The organism is Flavobacterium sp. KACC 22758 (genome assembly GCF_028736135.1).
GTDB classification, from domain to species: Bacteria; Bacteroidota; Bacteroidia; order Flavobacteriales; family Flavobacteriaceae; genus Flavobacterium; species Flavobacterium johnsoniae.
The window spans coordinates 1,763,021-1,783,376 of sequence record NZ_CP117878.1 but is presented as its reverse complement, the minus strand read 5'-3'; the positions used below and the strand labels follow the sequence as shown (position 1 = coordinate 1,783,376).

At 31.9% G+C, this 20,356-nt stretch carries 23 protein-coding genes; 14 read left to right on the top strand and 9 right to left on the bottom strand.

Translation table 11 applies throughout. The annotated features are described in order from the left end of the window. The first annotated feature begins 1 nt into the window (after position 1). The 4 genes from PQ462_RS07670 (at position 2) to PQ462_RS07655 (ending at position 4,149) form a co-directional block, all read left to right on the top strand. Entirely contained in the window at positions 2-1,072 is a 1,071-nt protein-coding gene (locus PQ462_RS07670; protein WP_274252993.1) for a glycosyltransferase family 4 protein, read from the top strand. Positions 1,073-1,203: 131 nt separating this feature from the next. Continuing rightward, the gene (locus PQ462_RS07665) at positions 1,204-2,169 is read left to right on the top strand and encodes a hypothetical protein (protein WP_274252992.1); all 966 of its coding nucleotides are present in this window, start codon (positions 1,204-1,206) and stop codon (positions 2,167-2,169) included. A gap of 5 nt (positions 2,170-2,174) precedes the next feature. Next, positions 2,175-3,134 carry a hypothetical protein gene (locus PQ462_RS07660; protein WP_274252991.1) on the top strand — a complete coding sequence of 320 codons (960 nt, stop codon included), beginning with the start codon at positions 2,175-2,177 and terminating at the stop codon, positions 3,132-3,134. Between the two features lie 64 nt (positions 3,135-3,198). Further along, positions 3,199-4,149, top strand: coding sequence for a hypothetical protein (locus tag PQ462_RS07655; RefSeq protein WP_274252990.1), 951 nt, complete (start codon positions 3,199-3,201; stop codon positions 4,147-4,149). Between the two features lie 3 nt (positions 4,150-4,152). Here the strand turns inward: PQ462_RS07655 and PQ462_RS07650 are convergent, their stop codons facing one another. Further along, positions 4,153-5,367, bottom strand: a complete 1,215-nt coding sequence (locus PQ462_RS07650; protein ID WP_121361692.1) for a glycosyltransferase — start codon at positions 5,365-5,367, stop codon at positions 4,153-4,155. 131 nt (positions 5,368-5,498) lie between these two features. Here PQ462_RS07650 and PQ462_RS07645 point away from each other — a divergent pair, with 131 nt between their 5' ends. Beyond that, positions 5,499-6,059, top strand: a complete 561-nt coding sequence (locus PQ462_RS07645) for an L-threonylcarbamoyladenylate synthase (RefSeq protein WP_274252989.1) — start codon at positions 5,499-5,501, stop codon at positions 6,057-6,059. Positions 6,060-6,148: 89 nt separating this feature from the next. Here the strand turns inward: PQ462_RS07645 and PQ462_RS07640 are convergent, their stop codons facing one another. Beyond that, positions 6,149-7,273, bottom strand: coding sequence for a cysteine desulfurase family protein (locus PQ462_RS07640; RefSeq protein WP_274252988.1), 1,125 nt, complete (start codon positions 7,271-7,273; stop codon positions 6,149-6,151). 86 nt (positions 7,274-7,359) lie between these two features. Between PQ462_RS07640 and PQ462_RS07635 the strand changes: the two genes are divergently transcribed. Then, the gene (locus tag PQ462_RS07635; RefSeq protein WP_274252987.1) at positions 7,360-8,367 is read left to right on the top strand and encodes a hypothetical protein; all 1,008 of its coding nucleotides are present in this window, start codon (positions 7,360-7,362) and stop codon (positions 8,365-8,367) included. 139 nt (positions 8,368-8,506) lie between these two features. Here PQ462_RS07635 and PQ462_RS07630 read toward each other — a convergent pair whose 3' ends face one another. Both PQ462_RS07630 and PQ462_RS07625 read right to left on the bottom strand, forming a co-directional pair. Beyond that, positions 8,507-9,058, bottom strand: a complete 552-nt coding sequence (locus PQ462_RS07630; RefSeq protein ID WP_274252986.1) for a Smr/MutS family protein — start codon at positions 9,056-9,058, stop codon at positions 8,507-8,509. Beyond that, on the bottom strand, positions 9,048-9,233 hold the full coding sequence (locus PQ462_RS07625; protein WP_012024574.1) for a hypothetical protein: 186 nt from the start codon (positions 9,231-9,233) through the stop codon (positions 9,048-9,050). Before PQ462_RS07625 ends, PQ462_RS07630 begins: the two co-directional genes overlap by 11 nt. A 124-nt stretch (positions 9,234-9,357) precedes the next feature. Here PQ462_RS07625 and PQ462_RS07620 point away from each other — a divergent pair, with 124 nt between their 5' ends. Continuing rightward, on the top strand, positions 9,358-9,624 hold the full coding sequence (locus PQ462_RS07620; protein WP_337992975.1) for a DUF2752 domain-containing protein: 267 nt from the start codon (positions 9,358-9,360) through the stop codon (positions 9,622-9,624). Positions 9,625-9,641: 17 nt separating this feature from the next. On the opposite strand, the gene PQ462_RS07615 is transcribed toward PQ462_RS07620, so the two are convergent. Then, entirely contained in the window at positions 9,642-10,343 is a 702-nt protein-coding gene (locus PQ462_RS07615; protein ID WP_274252984.1) for a DUF1003 domain-containing protein, read from the bottom strand. Positions 10,344-10,533: 190 nt separating this feature from the next. On the opposite strand from PQ462_RS07615, the gene epsC reads away from it, so the two are divergent. From epsC to PQ462_RS07595, 4 genes are all read left to right on the top strand, one after another. Next, a complete protein-coding gene (gene epsC, locus PQ462_RS07610; RefSeq protein WP_274252983.1) occupies positions 10,534-11,325 on the top strand; it encodes a serine O-acetyltransferase EpsC in 792 nt (263 codons plus the stop codon). A gap of 1 nt (position 11,326) precedes the next feature. After that, entirely contained in the window at positions 11,327-12,214 is an 888-nt protein-coding gene (gene cysM / locus PQ462_RS07605) for a cysteine synthase CysM (protein ID WP_274252982.1), read from the top strand. A 244-nt stretch (positions 12,215-12,458) separates the two neighbouring features. Then, on the top strand, positions 12,459-13,328 hold the full coding sequence (locus PQ462_RS07600) for an aldo/keto reductase (protein WP_337992974.1): 870 nt from the start codon (positions 12,459-12,461) through the stop codon (positions 13,326-13,328). 141 nt (positions 13,329-13,469) lie between these two features. After that, entirely contained in the window at positions 13,470-13,871 is a 402-nt protein-coding gene (locus tag PQ462_RS07595) for a hypothetical protein (RefSeq protein WP_274252981.1), read from the top strand. Between the two features lie 76 nt (positions 13,872-13,947). Here the strand turns inward: PQ462_RS07595 and PQ462_RS07590 are convergent, their stop codons facing one another. Next, entirely contained in the window at positions 13,948-14,826 is an 879-nt protein-coding gene (locus tag PQ462_RS07590) for a sensor histidine kinase (RefSeq protein ID WP_274252980.1), read from the bottom strand. A 332-nt stretch (positions 14,827-15,158) separates the two neighbouring features. Between PQ462_RS07590 and rlmD the strand changes: the two genes are divergently transcribed. Genes rlmD through PQ462_RS07575 form a run of 3 tightly spaced genes read left to right on the top strand, consistent with a single transcriptional unit; the run spans position 15,159 to position 17,930 of the window. After that, positions 15,159-16,571 (top strand): 23S rRNA (uracil(1939)-C(5))-methyltransferase RlmD, encoded by a 1,413-nt coding sequence (gene rlmD, locus PQ462_RS07585; RefSeq protein ID WP_274252979.1) that lies wholly within the window; start codon positions 15,159-15,161, stop codon positions 16,569-16,571. 14 nt (positions 16,572-16,585) lie between these two features. Further along, positions 16,586-17,134, top strand: coding sequence for a DUF6452 family protein (locus PQ462_RS07580; protein WP_274252978.1), 549 nt, complete (start codon positions 16,586-16,588; stop codon positions 17,132-17,134). Further along, a complete protein-coding gene (locus PQ462_RS07575) occupies positions 17,106-17,930 on the top strand; it encodes a DUF6048 family protein (protein ID WP_274252977.1) in 825 nt (274 codons plus the stop codon). The genes PQ462_RS07580 and PQ462_RS07575 overlap by 29 nt, the downstream gene beginning before the upstream one ends. A 66-nt stretch (positions 17,931-17,996) precedes the next feature. Here PQ462_RS07575 and PQ462_RS07570 read toward each other — a convergent pair whose 3' ends face one another. The 3 genes from PQ462_RS07570 to PQ462_RS07560 all read right to left on the bottom strand — a co-directional run bounded on the left by PQ462_RS07570 (position 17,997) and on the right by PQ462_RS07560 (position 20,251). Beyond that, a complete protein-coding gene (locus PQ462_RS07570) occupies positions 17,997-18,689 on the bottom strand; it encodes an aspartate/glutamate racemase family protein (protein ID WP_274252976.1) in 693 nt (230 codons plus the stop codon). 18 nt (positions 18,690-18,707) lie between these two features. Further along, a complete protein-coding gene (locus PQ462_RS07565) occupies positions 18,708-18,944 on the bottom strand; it encodes a hypothetical protein (protein WP_012024562.1) in 237 nt (78 codons plus the stop codon). Positions 18,945-19,087: 143 nt separating this feature from the next. Next, entirely contained in the window at positions 19,088-20,251 is a 1,164-nt protein-coding gene (locus tag PQ462_RS07560) for a THUMP domain-containing class I SAM-dependent RNA methyltransferase (RefSeq protein WP_012024561.1), read from the bottom strand. Positions 20,252-20,356: the final 105 nt, after the last annotated feature.

The window sequence follows — 20,356 nt, the reverse complement described above, 5'->3', positions numbered from 1 at the left end:
AATGCCACCTAAGATTTTTCTGGAAACACATAATATAAGCAATCGGGCAGCTGGCTTAGGAACTTTCAATTATGAACTGGTAAAAGGTTTATCTGCTTTAGATTTTAAAGATTATGAATTAATTTTAAACACTCCTGAGCCTGATATTCTAAAAGAGGAATTTAAAGCTAAATTTAAATATCATAAATACAGTAGCTTATCAAGACATCCGTTATTTAGAGTTCGTAAAAAACACGATTTATGGCACTCTGTAAATCAAAATACTAAAGTCGAACCTTTTTCTTGTAATAAATATCTATTAACTATTCATGATGTTCATTTTATTGAAGAAGTTTCTCCAGATCCTAATCATAGACTGAATCGATTATTTAGGGCTAAACTTGAAAAATCAACTGCCATAACTTATATTTCAGAGTTTGCAAAGTCTGAAACTCATAAAAATTTTAATGTGCCAGATGTTCCAGAATATGTAATTCATAATGGAAACCCGATTTCTACAGTATTAGATACATCTAAATATGTTACAAATATTCCGGTTGACAAGCCATTTTTCTATGCTATTGGAGATTTTCTTGAAAGAAAAAATTATCAGTCAATTGTTAATATGATGATACATGTAAAAGACTTCAATTTAATTATTTCCGGAAATAATGATAAAAAATACGGCGACAAAATAAAGCAGTTAATTGCTGATAACGGATTAACAAAGCGAGTTTTTTTGACCGGAAAAGTAAGTGAAGAAGGCAAACAGTTTTTTATGAAAAATTGTACTGCATTTCTTTTCCCTTCAATTAGAGAAGGTTTTGGACTTCCGCCAATTGAAGCAATGAGTTTTGGAAAACCTACTTTTTTATCAAATAAAACATCTCTGCCTGAAATTGGAGGTAACGCATCAATTTACTGGGATAATTTTGATCCTGAATACATGACAAATGTTTTAATTGAAGGTCTGCATGATTATGAAACAAATAAAGCTGAAAAAGAAGCAATGATAAAAAAACGAGCAGCCGACTTTGATTGGAAAAGAACAGCTGCTGATTATTTTGATGTTTATACAAAAATTTTATCCTAAATTACTAAACAATATTTCTCTCTATTTTATGTTTAAAAAATAAAATAATAATATTTATTTATCACTAACTTAAATTTAAATTAAATCGTTAAAATTTTCTTAATTTTACCCTAACAGAATTAACATACATTATGCGTATTACCCTTGTAAGTCTTGATAATTGGGGATTCAATAACTATATAGCTACTGCTTTAAAAGAAAGCGGACATAATGTGCAGCACTTAAATTTTGACGAGTACGAATATAAGTATCAGAATTCCCTTTATAGAATTTATAATTTTTTTCTAAAAACCTTTTTTAAAAGAAATTTGAAAACAATCCACTATGGAAAAAAAATAATTGAAAATATAAATAAACTAAACGAAATTCAAGATGTCATACTTGTTATTAAAGGTGATTTTATTGACCCTAAAAGTATTGTTGAATTAAAAAAATATAGTAAAAAAACGATTGCTTATTTTAACGACAACACACAAAGATGTCCTAAGATAACAAGAGTACTTCCATTTTTTGATGAAGTATATTCATTTGAAAAAGAAGACTGTCAAAAATATAATTTAAAATTTGCTACAAACTGGATTTATAATTCTCCTTCTACAGATCCAAACAAAAATTACAAATACAAGGTTTTTAACATTATTTCAAAAGACAAGAGACTTAAAACACTCTCTAAAATTGCTAATAATCTTGAGGCAAAAAATATTAGCCATAAAATAATTGTTCATAATAAAAAACATATAGAAAAAAACTCTTCTATTGAATTTATTACAGAATATGTTTCCTTATCAGAAATTAATGATTATATAAACAATTCGCAGGTATTATTAGATATCAACCGAAAAGGACAAACCGGCTTAACATTCAGGGTCTTTGAAAGCATTGGATTACATAAAAAATTAATCACAACTAATAAAGATATTGTAAATTATGATTTTTACAATCCAAATAATATTCTAGTAATAGACGAAAAAAATCCAGAAATACCTGTTACTTTTTTCGACAAAGAATACGAAAAAATACCTGAAGAAATTTTCAAAAAATACACCATTCAAGGCTGGATAGAACACGTAGTTTTTAACAGCCAAAAAATTAATTAATAAAAATGTCTAAAAACATATACATTATCTGTCCGCCAAAAAAAGCAACCGGAGGACCAGAAGCTTTACATCAATTGGGTTACATCTTAAATACTCTTGGATATAATGCTAAAATGCTATATTCAAAATATAAAAAAGATCCTGTTCATCCATTTTACAAAAATTACAATGTACCTTATGTAATGAATGTAAAGGACAGCTCTGAAAACATTATTATAATTCCAGAATCAATGACTAATTTAATTGCTAAATATCCTTTGGCAGAAAAAAAAGTATGGTGGCTGAGTCTTGATTTTTATGAAGTTTTAATGAACAGCCGTGAAAAGAAAAAAAACTGGCTGAGAAAATTAATTGTTCCTTACAAACACACTGAATATCGTTTTGAACCTAATAAGACCGTTACACATTGGTATCAGTCACAACGAACTAAAGAGTTCTTAATGACTAAAAAGCTGGATAACGAAATAGCCTATTTATGCGATTATGTAACAGAATTATTTTTTGAAAATTTTCCGGATTCATTTACGAAAGAAAACATAATAACATACAACCCTAAAAAAGGACTTGAGAAAATTGAAAAATACATGCAGCTTCTTCCTCAATATCAATGGGTTCCATTAACAGGAATGACAAGAGAAGAAATGCGTGACACTTTAAGAAGAGCTAAACTTCATATTGATTTTGGTTATTTTCCAGGAAGGGATAAAATTCCAAGAGAAGCTTTAGTTTCTGGCGTTTGTCTTTTAACAGGACGTGATGGAACTTCTGCTTTTAAAGAGGATCTTGGAATTCCTGAACAATATAAACTACATGAAAATGAAATGCAAGATGATAAAATAATAAAACTTATTAATCATCTTATGGATAATTATGAAACTGTTTCACTTGAATTTGCTGATTTCAGATCATTTGTCGTGAATGAAAAAAACAATATGATCGAAAATGTGAAGAAGCTTTTTTCTTAGAAACAAATCCAGCAGCAATCAAATTACCCGCAAAATTCATTTTTAAAGCATTAAAAAGATATTTATGAAAATCTGTTTAATTAGTTTCGATTCAACTTATTTTGATCACAATATTATTCTTGAATTAAAAAGAAAAAATATTGATGCTCATCATATTGACGCTTCAAAATTCAGATATAAATACAAATCAGTTTTTGAAAAAATAAGCAATTCAATAAAAAAAAATCTTTTTAATGCTAATATAAAACAAGAAGCCTTAGAACATTATGTACTAACTGAGGTTAAAAAATTAGGACATCAGGACATTATCATGTTTATTCGTCCAGACAGAGTGAGTAAAAAAACGCATTTAGAAATAAAAAAGCAAAGCAATAAATACATCACATACATCTACGACAGTTGTCGACGTTTTCCAATTGACCATCTGCTGGATGGAATATTTGATGAAATTTATTCTTTCGATTTAATTGATGTAAAAAAATACAATTTCAACTTTATTTCAAATTATATCTATCTTGATAAAAGACATTTAGATTCAAAAATAAATGAGAATGTTTTTATCGTAATATCAATTGACGAGCGCTTTGATTTTCTAAATAGACTTGCAGAGTATTTTACAAATCATGCTGTCAAATTTAAATTTATAGCAGTCGGTAAAAAAACTCCTAACAATATGAATAAAAATATTATTCATTTAGAAAAAACACTTTTACCGCAAGATATACAAGAAGATTTAGAAAACTCAAAAATATTTTTGGATCTAATAAGACATGGCCATAACGGATTAAGTTTCAGAATATTTGAAGCTTTAGCTATGCAGAGAAAAATAATAACAACAAATCAGTCTATAAGCCAATATGACTTTTATAATCCAAATAATATTTTGATTCTTGATGAAAACGAACCTATAAACATAAATCCTGATTTCTTCAATACACCTTATGAACCATTGAGCGATGAAACATATAATAAATATACTATCGAAAATTGGGTAAAAACAGTTTTTAAAATATAGGATTTACTTAACCAAACTCAGTATTTTTTGTTCAATTGCAGAAGTTGAAAAAGGTTCTATTACATTTTTCGAGTTCAAACTTACCTTTTCCCACACTTCTCTATTTTGATAAAGAAGTATAATATTATCAACTATTTCCTGAGTTGAATTACCAACCATAACATCCTTACATTCTCCAAAATCAAATCCTTCTGCACCAACATCTGTTGTAACTAACGGAAGACCAAACTCCAGACTCTGCCCTATTTTACCTTTAATTCCTGCACCGTATCGAAGAGGTGCTGCAAAAATTTTAGACTCTAAAAAATAAGGGGAAACATTTTCAGCATAGCCTAAAACTTTAAAATTTTCAGAATTCAAACTAACAATAGATTCCGGCGGATTACTGCCAATTATAGAAATAGAAATTTCTGGGTATGATTTCCATAATAAAGGCATAATTTCTTCTGCCAGATAATTTACAGCGTCAACATTTGGTTTATGATCAAAGCCGCCAATAAATAATAAACCTTTTCGTTTCTCAAAAGGAACCGAATTTTCATTTTCAATAAATTGATGAATATTGCTAATGCTTATTATTTTAGAATCTTCTTTATAATGTTCCTGAAGAGTTTGTTTTTCAACATCTGAAATTACAATAACTTTATCTGCTTTTTTACAATTTTCTATTTCCAATTGCAAATACTCATTAGCAGTTTTCATGATTTCAGAATTACCCAAAAGTTCTGACTCTCTTTTAAATCTCAAATAATGAAAGTCTACCATATCAAAAAACACCTTTACATTTGGTTTATACTTTTTGACAATTGGGTAATACTTTGCAAAAATTTCAGGTCTGTGCAGCCAGGCAAAATCTGCAAAAGGAAGAACCTGTTCTAAAAAATCATTTTTCATAATTAATTTCCCGGTTCCATCTACAGCCGGCTCGTAAACTACAGCTCCTAAATCCTTAAAGTACTGAACATAATCAGCTGTAAAACGATGCTCTCTAAAATCTGGCAACAAAAAAACCCCGATATTATTAGAAAGAAGCAGTTTTATAATTTCTGTTAATCGTCTCGATCCAGAATCTTTATCATATTCCGGAAGTTTAACATCAACTATAATAACATTTTTATTAAATTTTAAATTACTCGTAAAATCAATTTCTTTTTTTTGTTTTTGAAGTCTTCTTGCTAATGATTTTAACCTAAAGTATAATTTTATTGATTTGAACATTTTTACGATTTTATTAAACCCCAAAAATAGTTTATTTTTGGCATTTAAAAAGTCACTTCAAATAAGAAATGGCATTTAGTTTTTACTCAATTAAAAATTAAAAACTAAAACAGAATTTAATATCATAAATCATGAATGAAGAAATAATCAACGCTTACGAAGTTATAAAAGAAGGCGGAATCATACTTTATCCAACTGATACCGTTTGGGGAATTGGCTGTGATGCGACGAATCCGGAAGCTGTTGCAAAAATATACAAGTTAAAACAGCGTGCCGAAACACAAAGCATGATCGTTTTAATGAATGGAGAAAAAATGATGTACAATGTTTTTAAGAATATTCCCGAAGTTGCATGGCAGATTTTAGATTTATCTGAAAAACCAACAACATTGATCCTGGATGATGCCAGAAATGTAGCTCACAATGTTATTTCGGCAGATAAATCACTTGGAGTTAGATTAGTAAAAGAGCCTTTTTGTTACAAACTAATGGAAAGAATGAAAAAACCTTTGGTTTCGACATCGGCAAATATTTCCGGACAGCCAACACCAATGTCTTTTAAAGAGATCAGTCCTGAAATTATTAATGGAGTCGATTATGTCGTAAAACTAAATCAGGATAAAGTTGCCGGAAAACCTTCGACGATTATAAAACTGACAAATGATTCTCAGGTAAAAATTATTCGAAAATAGAACTTAAATTAAAAAGCCGGATCAAAAACAAATTTGATTCGGCTTTTTATTATTTAAAAAAAATGCAAACTCAGAGTTTTGCTTCTTTTTTAAACACTTTTTAAACTCTCAATCAGCCAGTCGATATCTTCTTTTGTATTGTAATGACTAAATGAAATTCTGAGATTGGGCAGTTTTAAATCAGCTTCTGAAAGCATTTCTTTTAAAACATGCGAAGGTTTTATACTTCCTGACTGACAGGCACTTCCTCTAGAAACAGCAATCCCCTTCATGTCTAAACTAAACAAAAGCATAGAAGTTTTATCTGAAGAAAATGGCAGTGTAATATTTATAATATTATAAAAATCATCCTTTTTTCCGTTTATTCTAAAACCCGGAAATTCAATTTCTAATTGTTCTATTAGATATTTCTTTAAATCAGAAATATAATTTCTCTCCTGATCTAAATTTTCATAAGAAAGAGACAGCGCTTTAGCCATTCCGGCAATTTGATGCACTGCTTCTGTTCCCGCACGCAATCCTTTTTCCTGCTCACCGCCAAAAATTAAAGGCTGTAAACCAGTATTTTTTCTAATAAAAGCAAAACCAACACCTTTTGGACCGTGAAATTTATGTGCGCTTGCTAAAATAAAATCTACCGGAGTTTTTTGAAGATCGATTTCTGTTTTACCAACCGACTGAACGGTATCTGAATGAAATAAGGCATTATATTGCTTACAAATGACTCCTGCTCTTTCTAAATCTAAAACAGTTCCTGTTTCGTTGTTTACATGCATTAAACTAACGATTGTTTTCTTTTCGTCAGATAATAAATTAGACAGATGCGTTAAATCAATGCTTCCGTCTGTATTTACATTTACATAATCAACCTGAATATTATAATCAGACTGTAAGGCCAAAACAGTGTATAAAACGGCATGATGTTCAATTCTTGAAGTAATAATACGTTCTACCTTAAGATCTTCAACTGCCGATCTTAAAATCCAGTTATCAGCTTCAGTCCCGCCCGAAGTAAAAAGAATTTCCTGTGCAGAACAATTTAAATATTTAGCAATAGTTTTTCTTGAAAGTTCTAAAATAGTTTTTGCATTACGTCCAAAACTATGTGTAGATGATGGATTTCCAAAATCTTCGCTCATAATTTTAGTCATTTCCTGAACAACTTCAGGACGCATCGCAGTAGTTGAGGCGTTATCGAGATATACTTTTTTCATTAATGCAAAGTTATAAAATATCAATTGTCTAATCTTAAATATCATTTGCCAAATTTTTCACTATTTTTGGCACAAATAAAACTACAATGAAAAAATATGCAAGCCTTATATTTCTGGCGTTTTTGTTAAACGGCTGCGACGATGGTGATCTAACCGTAGACGAAATCAATTTTGATTCTGTAACTCCTGTAAGCTGTACTACATTTACAGAAAACTCACTTAGTACTGATCCTACGATAATATATAAGTTAAAAACTCAGGAAGCGTTTGTTTTACAGCTTCCTCAAACCAATGGACTTGTAAATAACAATGGAACTGTAACGTATGACATTGATAACTCAACATACCGAGTTTTATACAGAGCTTATAACGGAGCGGTTGCAAAAGATAATATCTGCGGTACTATTCCGCCTAGTTCTCCAAATGTTACTGAAGAATGGGTTGGAGCTTCTGGAAAAATAAAAATTGTTTCTTCTCAGGTTCCTACAACGACTGATGCAAATGATTCATTTCGAATCGAGGCATATAATCATGTTATTACATTTGAAAACATTACTTTTCAAAAACCATCCGGTCCTCAGGTTCAACAATTATTTGAGTTTGGTACTTTTAAAACAACTGTTACGCCAGCTGATTTAACATTTCAAAATACAGATACTGGAGAAGCTTTTAACTGTCCTGACAATAAAAAAATCTATAATTACAATGCTTCATTTACTTTAACAGTAGAAAATTTAGATCCGGCTTTACTTACTAATGAAGCAACTGCACCGAATCAGCCAAGATCTCAAGCAATTACTGCAACGACCAATAAAGTTGTTTATCGAAATTTTGTAAACGGGTCCGGAAGTATTACTTCTACATATGATTTTTGCGCAGCTCAAATTCCAAGCTTACCATTACTAAATCAAACCTGGATTGGTACTGATACGAGTGAAGCGAAAAAAGCAACTATAGAAGTAACTACAGAAAAAATTGGAGACAAAACATTTATCCACACAGTTGTACTAAAAAATGTAAAACTAACAAAAGACAGCAGTTACTTTCAGCTAGGAAACACTTTTACTTTGGGTAAAATAACAGTAAACTTATAGTAAAAACAAAAGAATTCACAGCTTTTTATTCTTACAAAAAAACGTCCGTTTTTAATTTGATTTTTAAATTAAATCAATACTGAAAAACGGACGTTTTTTTATGCTCTAAAATGAATGATTTTAAACTATAAAAACAATTTTATTTATTACTCTGACGAATATAAACTTCGGTTGCACCTAAGCCGTATTTCTGATAATTCGCATCCTGAAAATCAATTCCGTCATAACGGCCTAATAAAAAATCAAGTTCGGCCTTTAAAATTCCTTCGCCGACACCGTGAATAAAAACAATTTTTGGAATGCGGTTTCGTATCGCAAATTCAATATGTCTTTTTGCAGTTTCAGTCTGCAGAGTCAGGATATCATAATTTGACATTCCTCGTTTATTTGGAACCAGTTTTTCGATATGTAAATCAAATTCCGGAACTGCAACATCGCGTTTGTCCTTCTTTTCTTTTACAAAACTTCTCGGTTTTGGCTCAGTTTTCTCTTTTGTAACTTCTTCTAAATTAATCCTTTTAATAGAATTCATTAAATCACTGGAATCTTGTATTTTAACCAATTCATTGACAAAAAATGTCATCATAAATCCGTCTTCAGTTTCTATTAAAACTTCATTGTTTTTAACCGAAACCACAGTTCCGTTTATTGCTTCGTCTAAAACCGAAACTTTATCTCCTTTAGTCAACATCCTGCTCTTCTTTTTCTTGATTCTTACTTGGTGTTTTTGCACTCAGCTGCATCATTCCATACATGAAAACTGCAATTGCAATAACCATTACATAAATATTTTTTTGATCTGAAACCTGCTCATACAAAGCAACTGAAATAGCAAGAATCATGATTATAATTTTAAACGTTTTCATTTTTTTGAGTTTGAGATTTCAAAAGTATAAAACTTTAAATTAGCTGTTGTTTTTCTTTTAAAATGTTATCCAATATTTTTTTGTAAAATTGTAAAAAAATCACCCCGTGAATTTAGAGAAATATATGATCCCCTGCCCGTTTAAAAAACTCTTTGGTTTTGAGTGTCTGGGCTGTGGTTTTCAACGCTCTTTATTCTTACTTTTTAAAGGCGAATTTTCGGCTGCGTTTTATATGTATCCGGCAATTTATACAACCCTTCTTTTTTTAATTTTAGTTGGTTTATATTTTTTGGATAAATCCAGAAATTATCACAAAGTAATCTGGAAAGCGGCAACCCTGAATATCATTTTTATGTGCATTGGTTACATCTATAAACACTTTTATATTTAATTTTTGACACAGCAGTTTTACTTCTTAACCTGGTTCAAAATATCATTCATCATCTCAATCTGCACTTTTTGAATTTCAATTAATTCTTGCTGCTGATGCATAATAAGATGATCAATTTTATCGTGAATCATTCTAATTTCTAATTCAGATTTCAGGTTAATCATATAATCTTTTTTAGCGCGGTTTCGGTCTTTTTCTTCCTGACGGTTTTGACTCATCATGATTACCGGAGCCTGAAGTGCCGCAATACATGATAAAATCAAATTCAATAAAATAAACGGATACGGATCAAAACCTTTGTTAACCAAAATATAAACATTTGACCCAATCCAAATGACAATAAAAACAACAAAAGAAATTATAAACGTCCAGCTTCCGCCAAAATCTGCCACTTTATCGGCTATTTTTTGACCAAAACTTCTCGTTTCATCTTCATCTTCAACAATGCTTACAATCGATTTATCTTCTTTTAAAGACGAAATAACATTTTTCTCAAGATCAGAAAGCATTCCTATTTCGGTAGACAAATAATTCGAAACATATTTTTGACGGTATTCATTTAATTCCTGAACCGAAATAGAATCATCATCACAAAAAGAAGGATGATCTTTTACAATAAGGCTTAAAATTGGATCATGAATCGATTTACCGTAAATTTTCTCGTTTTCGGGAAAAGAAATACTAGAAATCGCACTTTTAAAAGTTGAATTGTTTTTCATTTTTGCAAATTTTATCTGCTAATTTACACAATTAACTTCTTAAGAATCATATAAAATATAACCATTTATAAGTGCTTGATTTATCACAAATAGGATTTTTAAAACAAAATTTCTTTAGTTAATTCGTGTCCTTATTTACAAAAAACACCTTACTTTTAACGTTTTAAAATATCCACTCAATTTTATTATTGTGACAAAAGACAATATCATACAAAATATTAAGGCTTTAAAGAGCCATTCTAATATAAATTACGGTATCAAAACCAAAACTGAAGATTTTACCGAGAAGCTTTTCTATACTCTTTTTGATTCGAATGCAGCACTTGACGAAAGCATTGACGAACTTGAAATTCGTTTTAAAGAAATTGCTGTTTTAGCCTGCAAAAAACCCGAAAATCTTTGTGAATCAATCTGGGATCGTTTTGTAGAAAAACTTCCGGGCGTTTTAGAAAAATTAAATGAAGATGCTTCTTATATTCTTGAAAATGATCCTGCATCAAACAGCATCGATGAAGTTTATCTAGGATATCCTGGTTTTTATGCCATTGCAATTTACAGACTTAGCCATGAATTATACAAACTGGATTTATTGTTGTTTTCGAGATTAATGAGCGAATATGCGCATAGAATTACCGGAACAGATATTCACGCTGGTGCTGATATTGCTTCGCCATTTTTTATAGATCACGCCACAGGAATCGTTATTGGCGAAACTACCGTTATTAAAAAGCATGTCAAGATTTATCAAGGAGTTACTTTAGGAGCTTTAAGCGTAAGCAAAGACATGAAAAATGCCAAAAGACATCCAACCGTTGAAGCAAATGTCTGTATTTATGCCAATGCCACCATTTTGGGCGGAGGCACAATTATAGGAAAAAATAGTGTTATTGGAGGAAATTCATGGGTTACTAAATCTATTCCCGAAGATTCTATCGTATTAAACACCACTACAACAGAAGTCAAAATAAAAGAAAAAAAATAAAATGGGTCCACAGAAACTGCTAAACCTAATTGGAAATACTCCATTAATGGAAACGGTCAATTTGGTTAAAAATAAAAACGTAAAACTTTTACTGAAACTTGAAGGAAACAATCCGGGAGGAAGCGTAAAAGACAGAGCAGCACATAACATGATTGCAGCTGCTCTTGAAAGAGGCGAAATTAAAAAAGGAGACAAATTAATTGAAGCAACAAGCGGTAATACAGGAATTGCCCTTGCTATGATTGCACAATTGTTTGGAATAGAAATAGAATTGGTTCTGCCGGAAGATTCAACAAAAGAAAGAACACAAACCATGCGTGCTTATGGCGCTACGGTTATTTTAACGCCTGCTGAAGAAGGAATTATTGGTTCAAGGGATTATGCTGATAAAAAAGTAGCACAAGGCGGATATCTTATGCTGAATCAGTTTGCTAATGATGACAACTGGAAAGCACATTACAAAACAACCGGACCAGAGATATGGAATGACACAGAAGGAACCGTAACACATTTCGTTTCGGCAATGGGAACAACCGGAACTATCATTGGAACTTCGACTTATTTAAAAGAAAAGAATCCGGCTGTTCAAATTATTGGCGCACAGCCAAGCGACGGATCTCAAATACCGGGAATCCGCAAATGGCCTCAGGAATATTTACCTAAAATTTTTGATGCTTCGAAAGTAGATACTGTTGTAGATGTAAGCGAAGAAGAAGCCCGAGAAATGACCAAAAGACTGGCTCTTGAAGAAGGTGTTTTTGCCGGAATGAGCAGCGGAGGTTCTGTAGCTGTTGCCCTTAAAATCGCTGAACAATTAGAATCAGGAGTTATAGTTGCCGTTATCTGCGACCGCGGCGACAGATATTTGTCATCGGATTTATTTGACTAAAAAAAGCTGCTAAGGTTCTAAGCTTCTAAGATGCTAAGACTTAGAAATCTTAAAACGTTAGCTTTTCAAAGCTAAAAATCTTAAAACCTCAGTAAATCAGTACCTTATAACCTTAGAACCTCAAAAAAATGAATTACAGAAAACTAGGAAAAACCAATTTTAATATCTCTGAAATCTCTCTGGGAACCTGGCAGGTTGGCGTAAATGGGGATCAGGATTTAATGATAAAACAGCCGACGAATTAATAAATACTGCCATAGATAATGGCGTAAATTTTATTGATACGGCCGATGTTTACGAAAACGGATTAAGTGAAACTGCTGTTGGACGAGTAGTTCGTTCACGATCTGAACGTATTTATGTTGCCACAAAATGCGGACGCCAGATTAATCCGCATGTGAATGAAGGCTATCAGCCAAAAGTACTTCAAAAGTTTGTTGAAGACAGTTTAAAAAGAACCGGATTAGAAACTTTAGATTTAATTCAGCTGCACTGTCCGCCAACAGAAGTATATTACCGTCCTGAAATCTTTGAAATGTTTGATCGTTTAAAAGATCAGGGTAAAATTCAAAATTTAGGAGTAAGTGTCGAAAAAGTTGAAGAAGCTTTAAAAGCAATCGAATATTCGAATGTAACGACTGTTCAGATTATTTTTAACCTGTTTCGTCAGCGTCCGTCACAATTATTCTTCTCAGAAGCCAAAAAGAAAGATATCGGAATAATTGCGCGTGTTCCTCTTGCCAGCGGACTTTTAACGGGTAAATTTGATGCTAAAACTACTTTTGATGCTCAGGATCATCGTAATTTCAACAGAAACGGCGATGCTTTTGATAAAGGCGAAACTTTTTCAGGAATCGATTATGATTTAGGTTTAAAAGCTGTTGAAGAATTAAAAGCAATTTTCCCTGAAACTACAAATCTCGCTCCTATTGCGCTGCAATGGATTTTAAGTTTTAACGAAATAAGCTGTATTATTCCGGGAGCTTCAAAAGAAAGTCATGTGCTTTCTAATTTATCTGTTTATGATCTGCCAAAATTATCTCCTGAGAAAATTTCGGCTATGAATAAAATTTACGAAGAGTATATTAAACCTTCAGTGCATCATCTTTGGTAGCTTTATGCTTCTAAGATACTAAACGGCTGAGTTTCTAAGTTTTTCCAGACTTAGAAACTCAGCTTTAATTTTTCTTCCTGACGCAACCATTTTACTAAAGAAACATCTTACTAATAAAACTAACCCTAAAATTGACTAACCATGAAAAAATTAAGTTTTATTTTGTTTTCTATCTGCCTGACATTTGCTTCTTGCAGCAGTGATAATGAAGAATCTGCCGAAGAAACATCAAAAAGATTAGACAAGATGTATAATGAAATTATCGAACTTTCCTTGATTAACTCCCAAACTTGCACAAATCCGGAAGAATGGGGGTTTGAACTTCTAAGCTCGTCAGGATGCGGTACCAATAGAGGTTATATTTTATATTCTAAAAAAGCTGACAAAGCTAAATTAGATGCAAAAATAAAAGAGTACATCAAAACAAAATCAGATTATGTAACAAAATGGAATGTTCTTGGCGATTGTGCTCCTGCTAATGCGCCAACCAGCATTAACTGCGTTGATGGAAAAGCAAAACTTGTTTTTCAAAATCCCTTATAAACGAATTATTGTTTAATTCAATTTTCTGCAAAAAAATAAGGCCATTAAGATCTTTGCTCTTAATGACCTTATTTTTTTAATTGATATCGAACTCAATTTTAAACTCGGCGCCTTTATTCTTACCTTCGCTTAAAGCACTTAATCGGCCTTTGTTTTTTTCGATGATTTTTTTACATAAATAAAGTCCAATTCCGGTTGATGATTCATTTGCAGTTCCCAATCGGCTCATTTTGGTAAACTTCTTAAATAACTCTTCTATCTGATGTTTATCAAAACCAATTCCCCTGTCGGCAACTGTTATAATTAAATCGGATTGTTCTTTATAAATTCTGACTTTAATTTCACTGTCAAAATAAGAAAATTTTACAGCATTGCTAATCAAATTCACAATCACCTGAACTAAGAGACCTTCATCTATTCTAAGTTTAGCTTCATCTATTTCAAGACTTAAATTAAGTATTATATTTTTGTCTAATAACCGCTGTTCGACCTGCTCATTTATAAAAGGCAGAATATTTTGGAAATTAATGATTCTGGATTCAGATGTTATTTTTGAAATCTGATCCTGCTCTTTTAATAATTTTATGAAGTTTTCGATGTAGCGAAACTGTAAATTAGTCGATTCGCAAATTAAATCGGCTAAATGTTTTACAGATTCAGATGGATTTTCACTTAAAATTAGTTTCGCCAGTCCCTGAGGATTTCCGGCAAAATTTTTCAAATCATGCGAAAGCATATAAATCAAATCCTGCTTTTCATTTATAAAACTTTCAGACTCATAAATCGATTCCTGAATATTGCACATCAGCAAACCTGCTTCATCGGTATATTCGGTTGGAAGAATAGACAATTTACGGCTGTTTCTGTAATCGTCTAAAGATTTTGATGCAATAGAAATGGGTTTAATAAGCTGTTTTAAAACCATTAGAGTTATTGCTGTCGCCAGCAATGTCATTATTAATGAAAAAAACAAGATTGATGCAGGAGAAATAGTGTGCTCAAAAAAAAGGACAAAAAAAAGGATTCCTATTAGCGGAATATGTATTCCTATAAAAGCAACAAACAAAAATTTAAACGCATAACTTTTTTTCAAAAAGCTAATTTGCGAAAGGTTATGATATAATTTCATAAAACATAACAAAACTATAGGTTATATACTGCAGCTTGGGGCTCAATAGCAGAAACAAAGTTAACTTTTAAAGTTAATTAAACTAGCAAATTACATAATTTGATAAAATATTATGAAAATAAAATTTGTAAAAGTTTACAAAGGCTTATTTTTGCGCTATGGGAAGAAAAAATACAGACAAAGTTGTCTTTCATCAAATTCAGGTTCTTGATGCCGGAGCCAAGGGAGTATCAGTAGCAAAAGCTCCTGACGGAAAAGTTATCTTTATTCCAAATGTCGTTCCTGGAGATGTTGTTGATGTACAAACATTCAAAAAAAGAAAAGCATATTACGAAGGAAAAGCCGTAAAATTTCACGAATTATCAGAACATCGTGTAGATCCTATCTGCGAACATTTTGGTGTTTGCGGCGGATGCAAATGGCAGAATATGAAATACAGCCAGCAGCTGTATTACAAACAAAACGAAGTAAAAAATCATTTACAGCGTATTGGAAAAGTTGAATTGCCGGAATTTGAAACTATTTTGGGTTCGGAAAAGCAGTTTTTTTACAGAAATAAAATGGAATTTTCGTTTTCTAACAGCCGTTGGTTAACCGAAAAAGAAATAGGAAGCACTGAAGATTTAGGAAACAGAAATGCATTAGGATTTCATATTCCAAAAATGTGGGATAAAATTCTGGACATCGAAAAATGTCATTTACAGGAAGATCCGTCAAATGCTATTAGAAACGAAATCAGAGCTTTTGCCAACGAGCATAATTTAGCTTTTTTTAATCCAAGAGAACATTCTGGTCTTTTAAGAACTTTAATGATACGTACGGCTTCAACCGGCGAAATTATGGTTTTGATCCAGTTTTTTGAAGATGATAAAGCAAACCGCGAATTGGTTTTAGATCATTTATACGAGAAATTCCCGCAGATTACCTCTTTACAATATGTGGTAAATGCCAAACAAAACGATACTATTTACGATCAGGATATAAAACTTTACAAAGGAAGAAATTATATCTTAGAAGAAATGGAAGGCTTAAAATTCAGCATTAATGCTAAATCTTTTTACCAAACCAACTCTGATCAGGCGTACGAATTATACAAAATTACACGTGATTATGCAGGATTAACAGGAGAAGAAACTGTTTATGACTTGTATACAGGAACAGGAACTATTGCACAGTTCGTTTCTAAAAAGGCAAAAAAAGTAATTGGTGTAGAAAGTGTTCCTGAGGCAATTTTAGATGCTAAAGCAAATGCAGAACGCAATAATATTACCAATTGTGAGTTTTTTGTTGGAGACATGAAAGTCGTATTCAACGAAGCTTTTATTGCACAGCACGGAAAACCAGATGTTATTATTACAGATCCTCCAAGAGACGGAATGCACGCTGCGGTTATCGATCAGATTTTAAAAATTGCTCCTAAAAAAGTAGTTTATGTAAGCTGTAACTCTGCAACACAGGCACGTGATTTAGCTTTAATGGACGAGAAATACACAGTAACACGTGTACGTCCGGTTGATATGTTCCCTCAAACGCATCATGTTGAAAATGTTGTACTTTTAGAACTTCGATAATTATAAAACTGTAAATGAAAAAAATAATCTCTCTTTTATTACTTTTTACTTTTGGCTTGTCCAGCTGTGAGAAAGATGATATTTGCGACGCAAATACGCCTACAACTCCCAGACTTGTAATTACATTTTATGATAACGCAGCTCCAACAACTCTTAAAACGGTTACCAATTTAAAAGTAGTCGGCGAAGGTAAAGAGGATACAGATGCAATTATTTTTAACGAAACCGGAACTTCGGTAACTAAGTATTTAACAAATGCAAATACTATTTCAATTCCGTTAAAAACAGATGCAAAAACAACGACTTACAAGTTTATTTACAATGCAACAAGCGCAGCTCCAAATATTGATGTTTTGACGTTTAATTATGAAACTCAAAGTGTTTATGTTTCGAGAGCCTGCGGTTTTAAAACCACTTTTACACTAAATCCTCGTGATAATACAGCCAATTCAGGATTGATAAGAACAGATCCCGCTGGTGACGGCCTTTGGATGCTGAATATAAATGTAGTTAATTCTAATATCGAACTTGAAAATGAAACACACGTTAAAGTATACTTTTAGTCTTTGTTTTCTTTTATCAATGTTCTTGGGATATTCTCAGGTGGTAATAAAAGATACCGTTACAGTAAGAGATCTCGATGATCAAAAACCGAAAACTGAAGTTGCGGCAAAACCTGCAGTCAAAGAAATTAAAAAAGACAGTATTTCTATAAAAACTGATCGTTATGGTTTAAGAGTGGGTGTCGATCTATATAAACTAACCAGAGGCTTTTATGATAAAGATTATAAAGGAATTGAGTTTACAGCAGACTGGCGTTTAACTAAAAAGTATTACATCGCAGCCGAATTAGGTTTTGAAGATAAAACAACAGACGACGATAGATTAAATTCTACAGCTACAGGAACGTACATAAAAGGAGGTTTTGATTATAATTTATATGATAACTGGCTAGACATGGAAAACCTCATTACGATTGGTTTAAGAGGAGGTTTCAGTTCTTTCAGCCAGGATTTAAACAGTTATAAAATTTACAATCCAAATCCGTATTGGGGAGAACAGCCCGCAATAGCAGCAAATCAAAAATACAACGGATTATCTGCTGCCTGGTTAGAAGTAGCATTAGGAGTTAAAGCCAAAGTTTTCAATAATATCTTTGTTGGATTTGGTGTACAGCTTAAACTTTTGGCAATGAATAACAAACCTTCAGGATTTGACAATCTTTACATTCCGGGGTTCAATAGAACGTATGACGGAAGTTTTGGAGTAGGATTCAATTATACTGTTTCGTATTTCATTCCTATCTACAAGAAAAAAACAATTGTACCTGAAATCATAAACCAAGCTCCAAAAAAGTAGCGTTTTAATTCATATAAAATAAAAAAAGCCCTGAATTTATAAATTCAGGGCTTTTTTTATTTTTATTTAAGACAGCTGAAATTCAACAGCCGCTTTTGCGTGTATTAAAGTCGTATCAAAAATAGGAACAGATAAATCGCCTTCTTTTATTACTAGCGGAATTTCTGTACATCCTAAAATAATACCTTCTGCTCCGTTTTTAATTAATTCGTCTGCAATTTCAAGATAACGTTTCTTTGTTTCATCTGTTACAATTCCTCTTCCCAGTTCTTCAAAAATAGTATAATGAACAAAATCTTTATCTTCCTGACTGGCTGGAATTACAGCTTCAATTCCTTTCTCTTTTAATTTGTCTTTAAAGAAATCAAGTTCCATTGTAAACTTGGTTCCCAATAAACCTACTTTTTTAAGATTCTGTTTTTGAATCTCAATCGCTGTTTCTGCAGCAATATGAATGACCGGAAGACCAATTGCCTCCTGAAGTTTATCTGCAATTAAATGCATCGTATTGGCGCATAAAACAATAGCTTCTGCCCCGCCCGATTTTAAGAATTCACATCCTTTAAAAAGCATCTTAAAAGTAGAATCCCAATCGTTGTTATCGTTATTCTTTTTAATATCAGCATAATTGAAAGAGTAAACTAAACATTCAGAAAAGTTTAAACCTCCCAGTTTTTCGTTTATTCCAAGATTTATAAGTTTGTAATAATCTGTAGTCGAAACCCAGCTTATACCGCCAATAAGTCCAATTTTTTTCATATTGCTGATTTAAAAATTTTATCCAATTTCTCTAATTCCTTTTATAAAAATCCATTTCATAAAAAGCTTTTCGCCGTCTTTTGTTTTCACGGCCTGAAATTTAGGAGAAATCAAAGTAGCCGCGATAAAAGCAGTCATAGGAATCCAAAGTCCCGTTAGCCCCGTGTACATTGCCACCAAAAATCTTCCTAAAATAAATAGAATTGCGAAACATCCTAATTGATATAGAAATGCTCTTACTTGTAGTTTTGTCATTTTTTTAAAGTTGCTAAGGTTTTGAGATGCTAAGCTTCTAAGGTTTTTATTTTAGAACTTAAATCTTGAACCTAAAATTATCTTATTATTTAATTTACAAGCCAAATCCCTTAGTAACTTAGAAACTTAGCATCTTAGAAGCTTTATTCAGAAACCTGAAACTTCGTTCTCTTACTTCCTTCGTACATTTCGTATTTTACCAAACGTGCTTCAAGACTTCCGTTAAAAAGTTTAATTTTTCTTGACGGTTTTAATCCAACGAATTTTAAAGCTTCAAGGTTTGCAGTTATAAACCAGGCATTTGTTCCCGGATAATTTTTCTTTAAAGTATCACCGATATTTTTGTAGAACTGCTCCATGTGAATATCCAGACGCTCATCATACGGCGGATTAAAAACAATATGCAGTTTTCCTTCTACTTCTTTTTCAGTATCAAAAAAGTTATCTTCATGAATTGTTATATAATCTTCGAGATTCGCATTTCTAATATTGTCTTTCGCTTTGCTTACAGCACTTGGCGCTTTATCAAAACCTTTTATGGTGTAATGAAACTCTCTTGTTTTTTTCATCAAACTGTCAACGATAGTATCAAACAAATCGTTGTCCCAGTCTTTCCATTTCTCAAAAGCAAATTCTTTACGATTAATATTTGCCGGAATATTGCAGGCAATCATAGCTGCTTCGGCAAGAAAAGTTCCAGATCCGCACATTGGATCTAAAAAATGTGTTTGTCCGTCCCAGCCTGATAATAAAAGAATTCCAGCTGCTAAAACCTCGTTTATAGGTGCAATATTAGTCGCAGTTCTGTAACCACGCTGATGAAGTGAACTTCCGGAAGTATCTAAAGAAACAGAAACCTGATCTTTATCTATATGAACATTAATTCTTAAATCCGGATATTGTTTGTCAATACTTGGTCGTTGTCCTGTTCTTTCTCTAAACTGGTCAACAATAGCATCTTTACATTTTTGAGAAACAAACTCAGAATGATTAAAATAAGTAGAATGAACTGTTGAATCGATTACAAAAGTCTGATTAGCGTTTAACAACTTCGACCAGTTAATACCCGAAATTCCTTTATACAAAGCCTGTTCATTGTTAGCTCTGAAAGAATAAATTGGTTTCAGGATTTTTAATGCTGTTCTAAGCGACAAATTGGCTTTGTACATAAAACCTTTATCACCTTTAAAACTTACCATACGCACTCCTTTTTCAACATCCTGAGCCCCAAGCGTACGCAATTCTTTCTCTAATATTTCCTCGAAGCCAAAAAAACATTTGGCTATCATTCTAAAATTTTCTTCCATTTTTACTTTTTGTATTAAAAACAACCCCAATCGCAGACAGATGCCGCGAAATAGTTATTTTTCGGCAAAAATACACTAAATTTGCCGGACTTTGAATTAATTGAA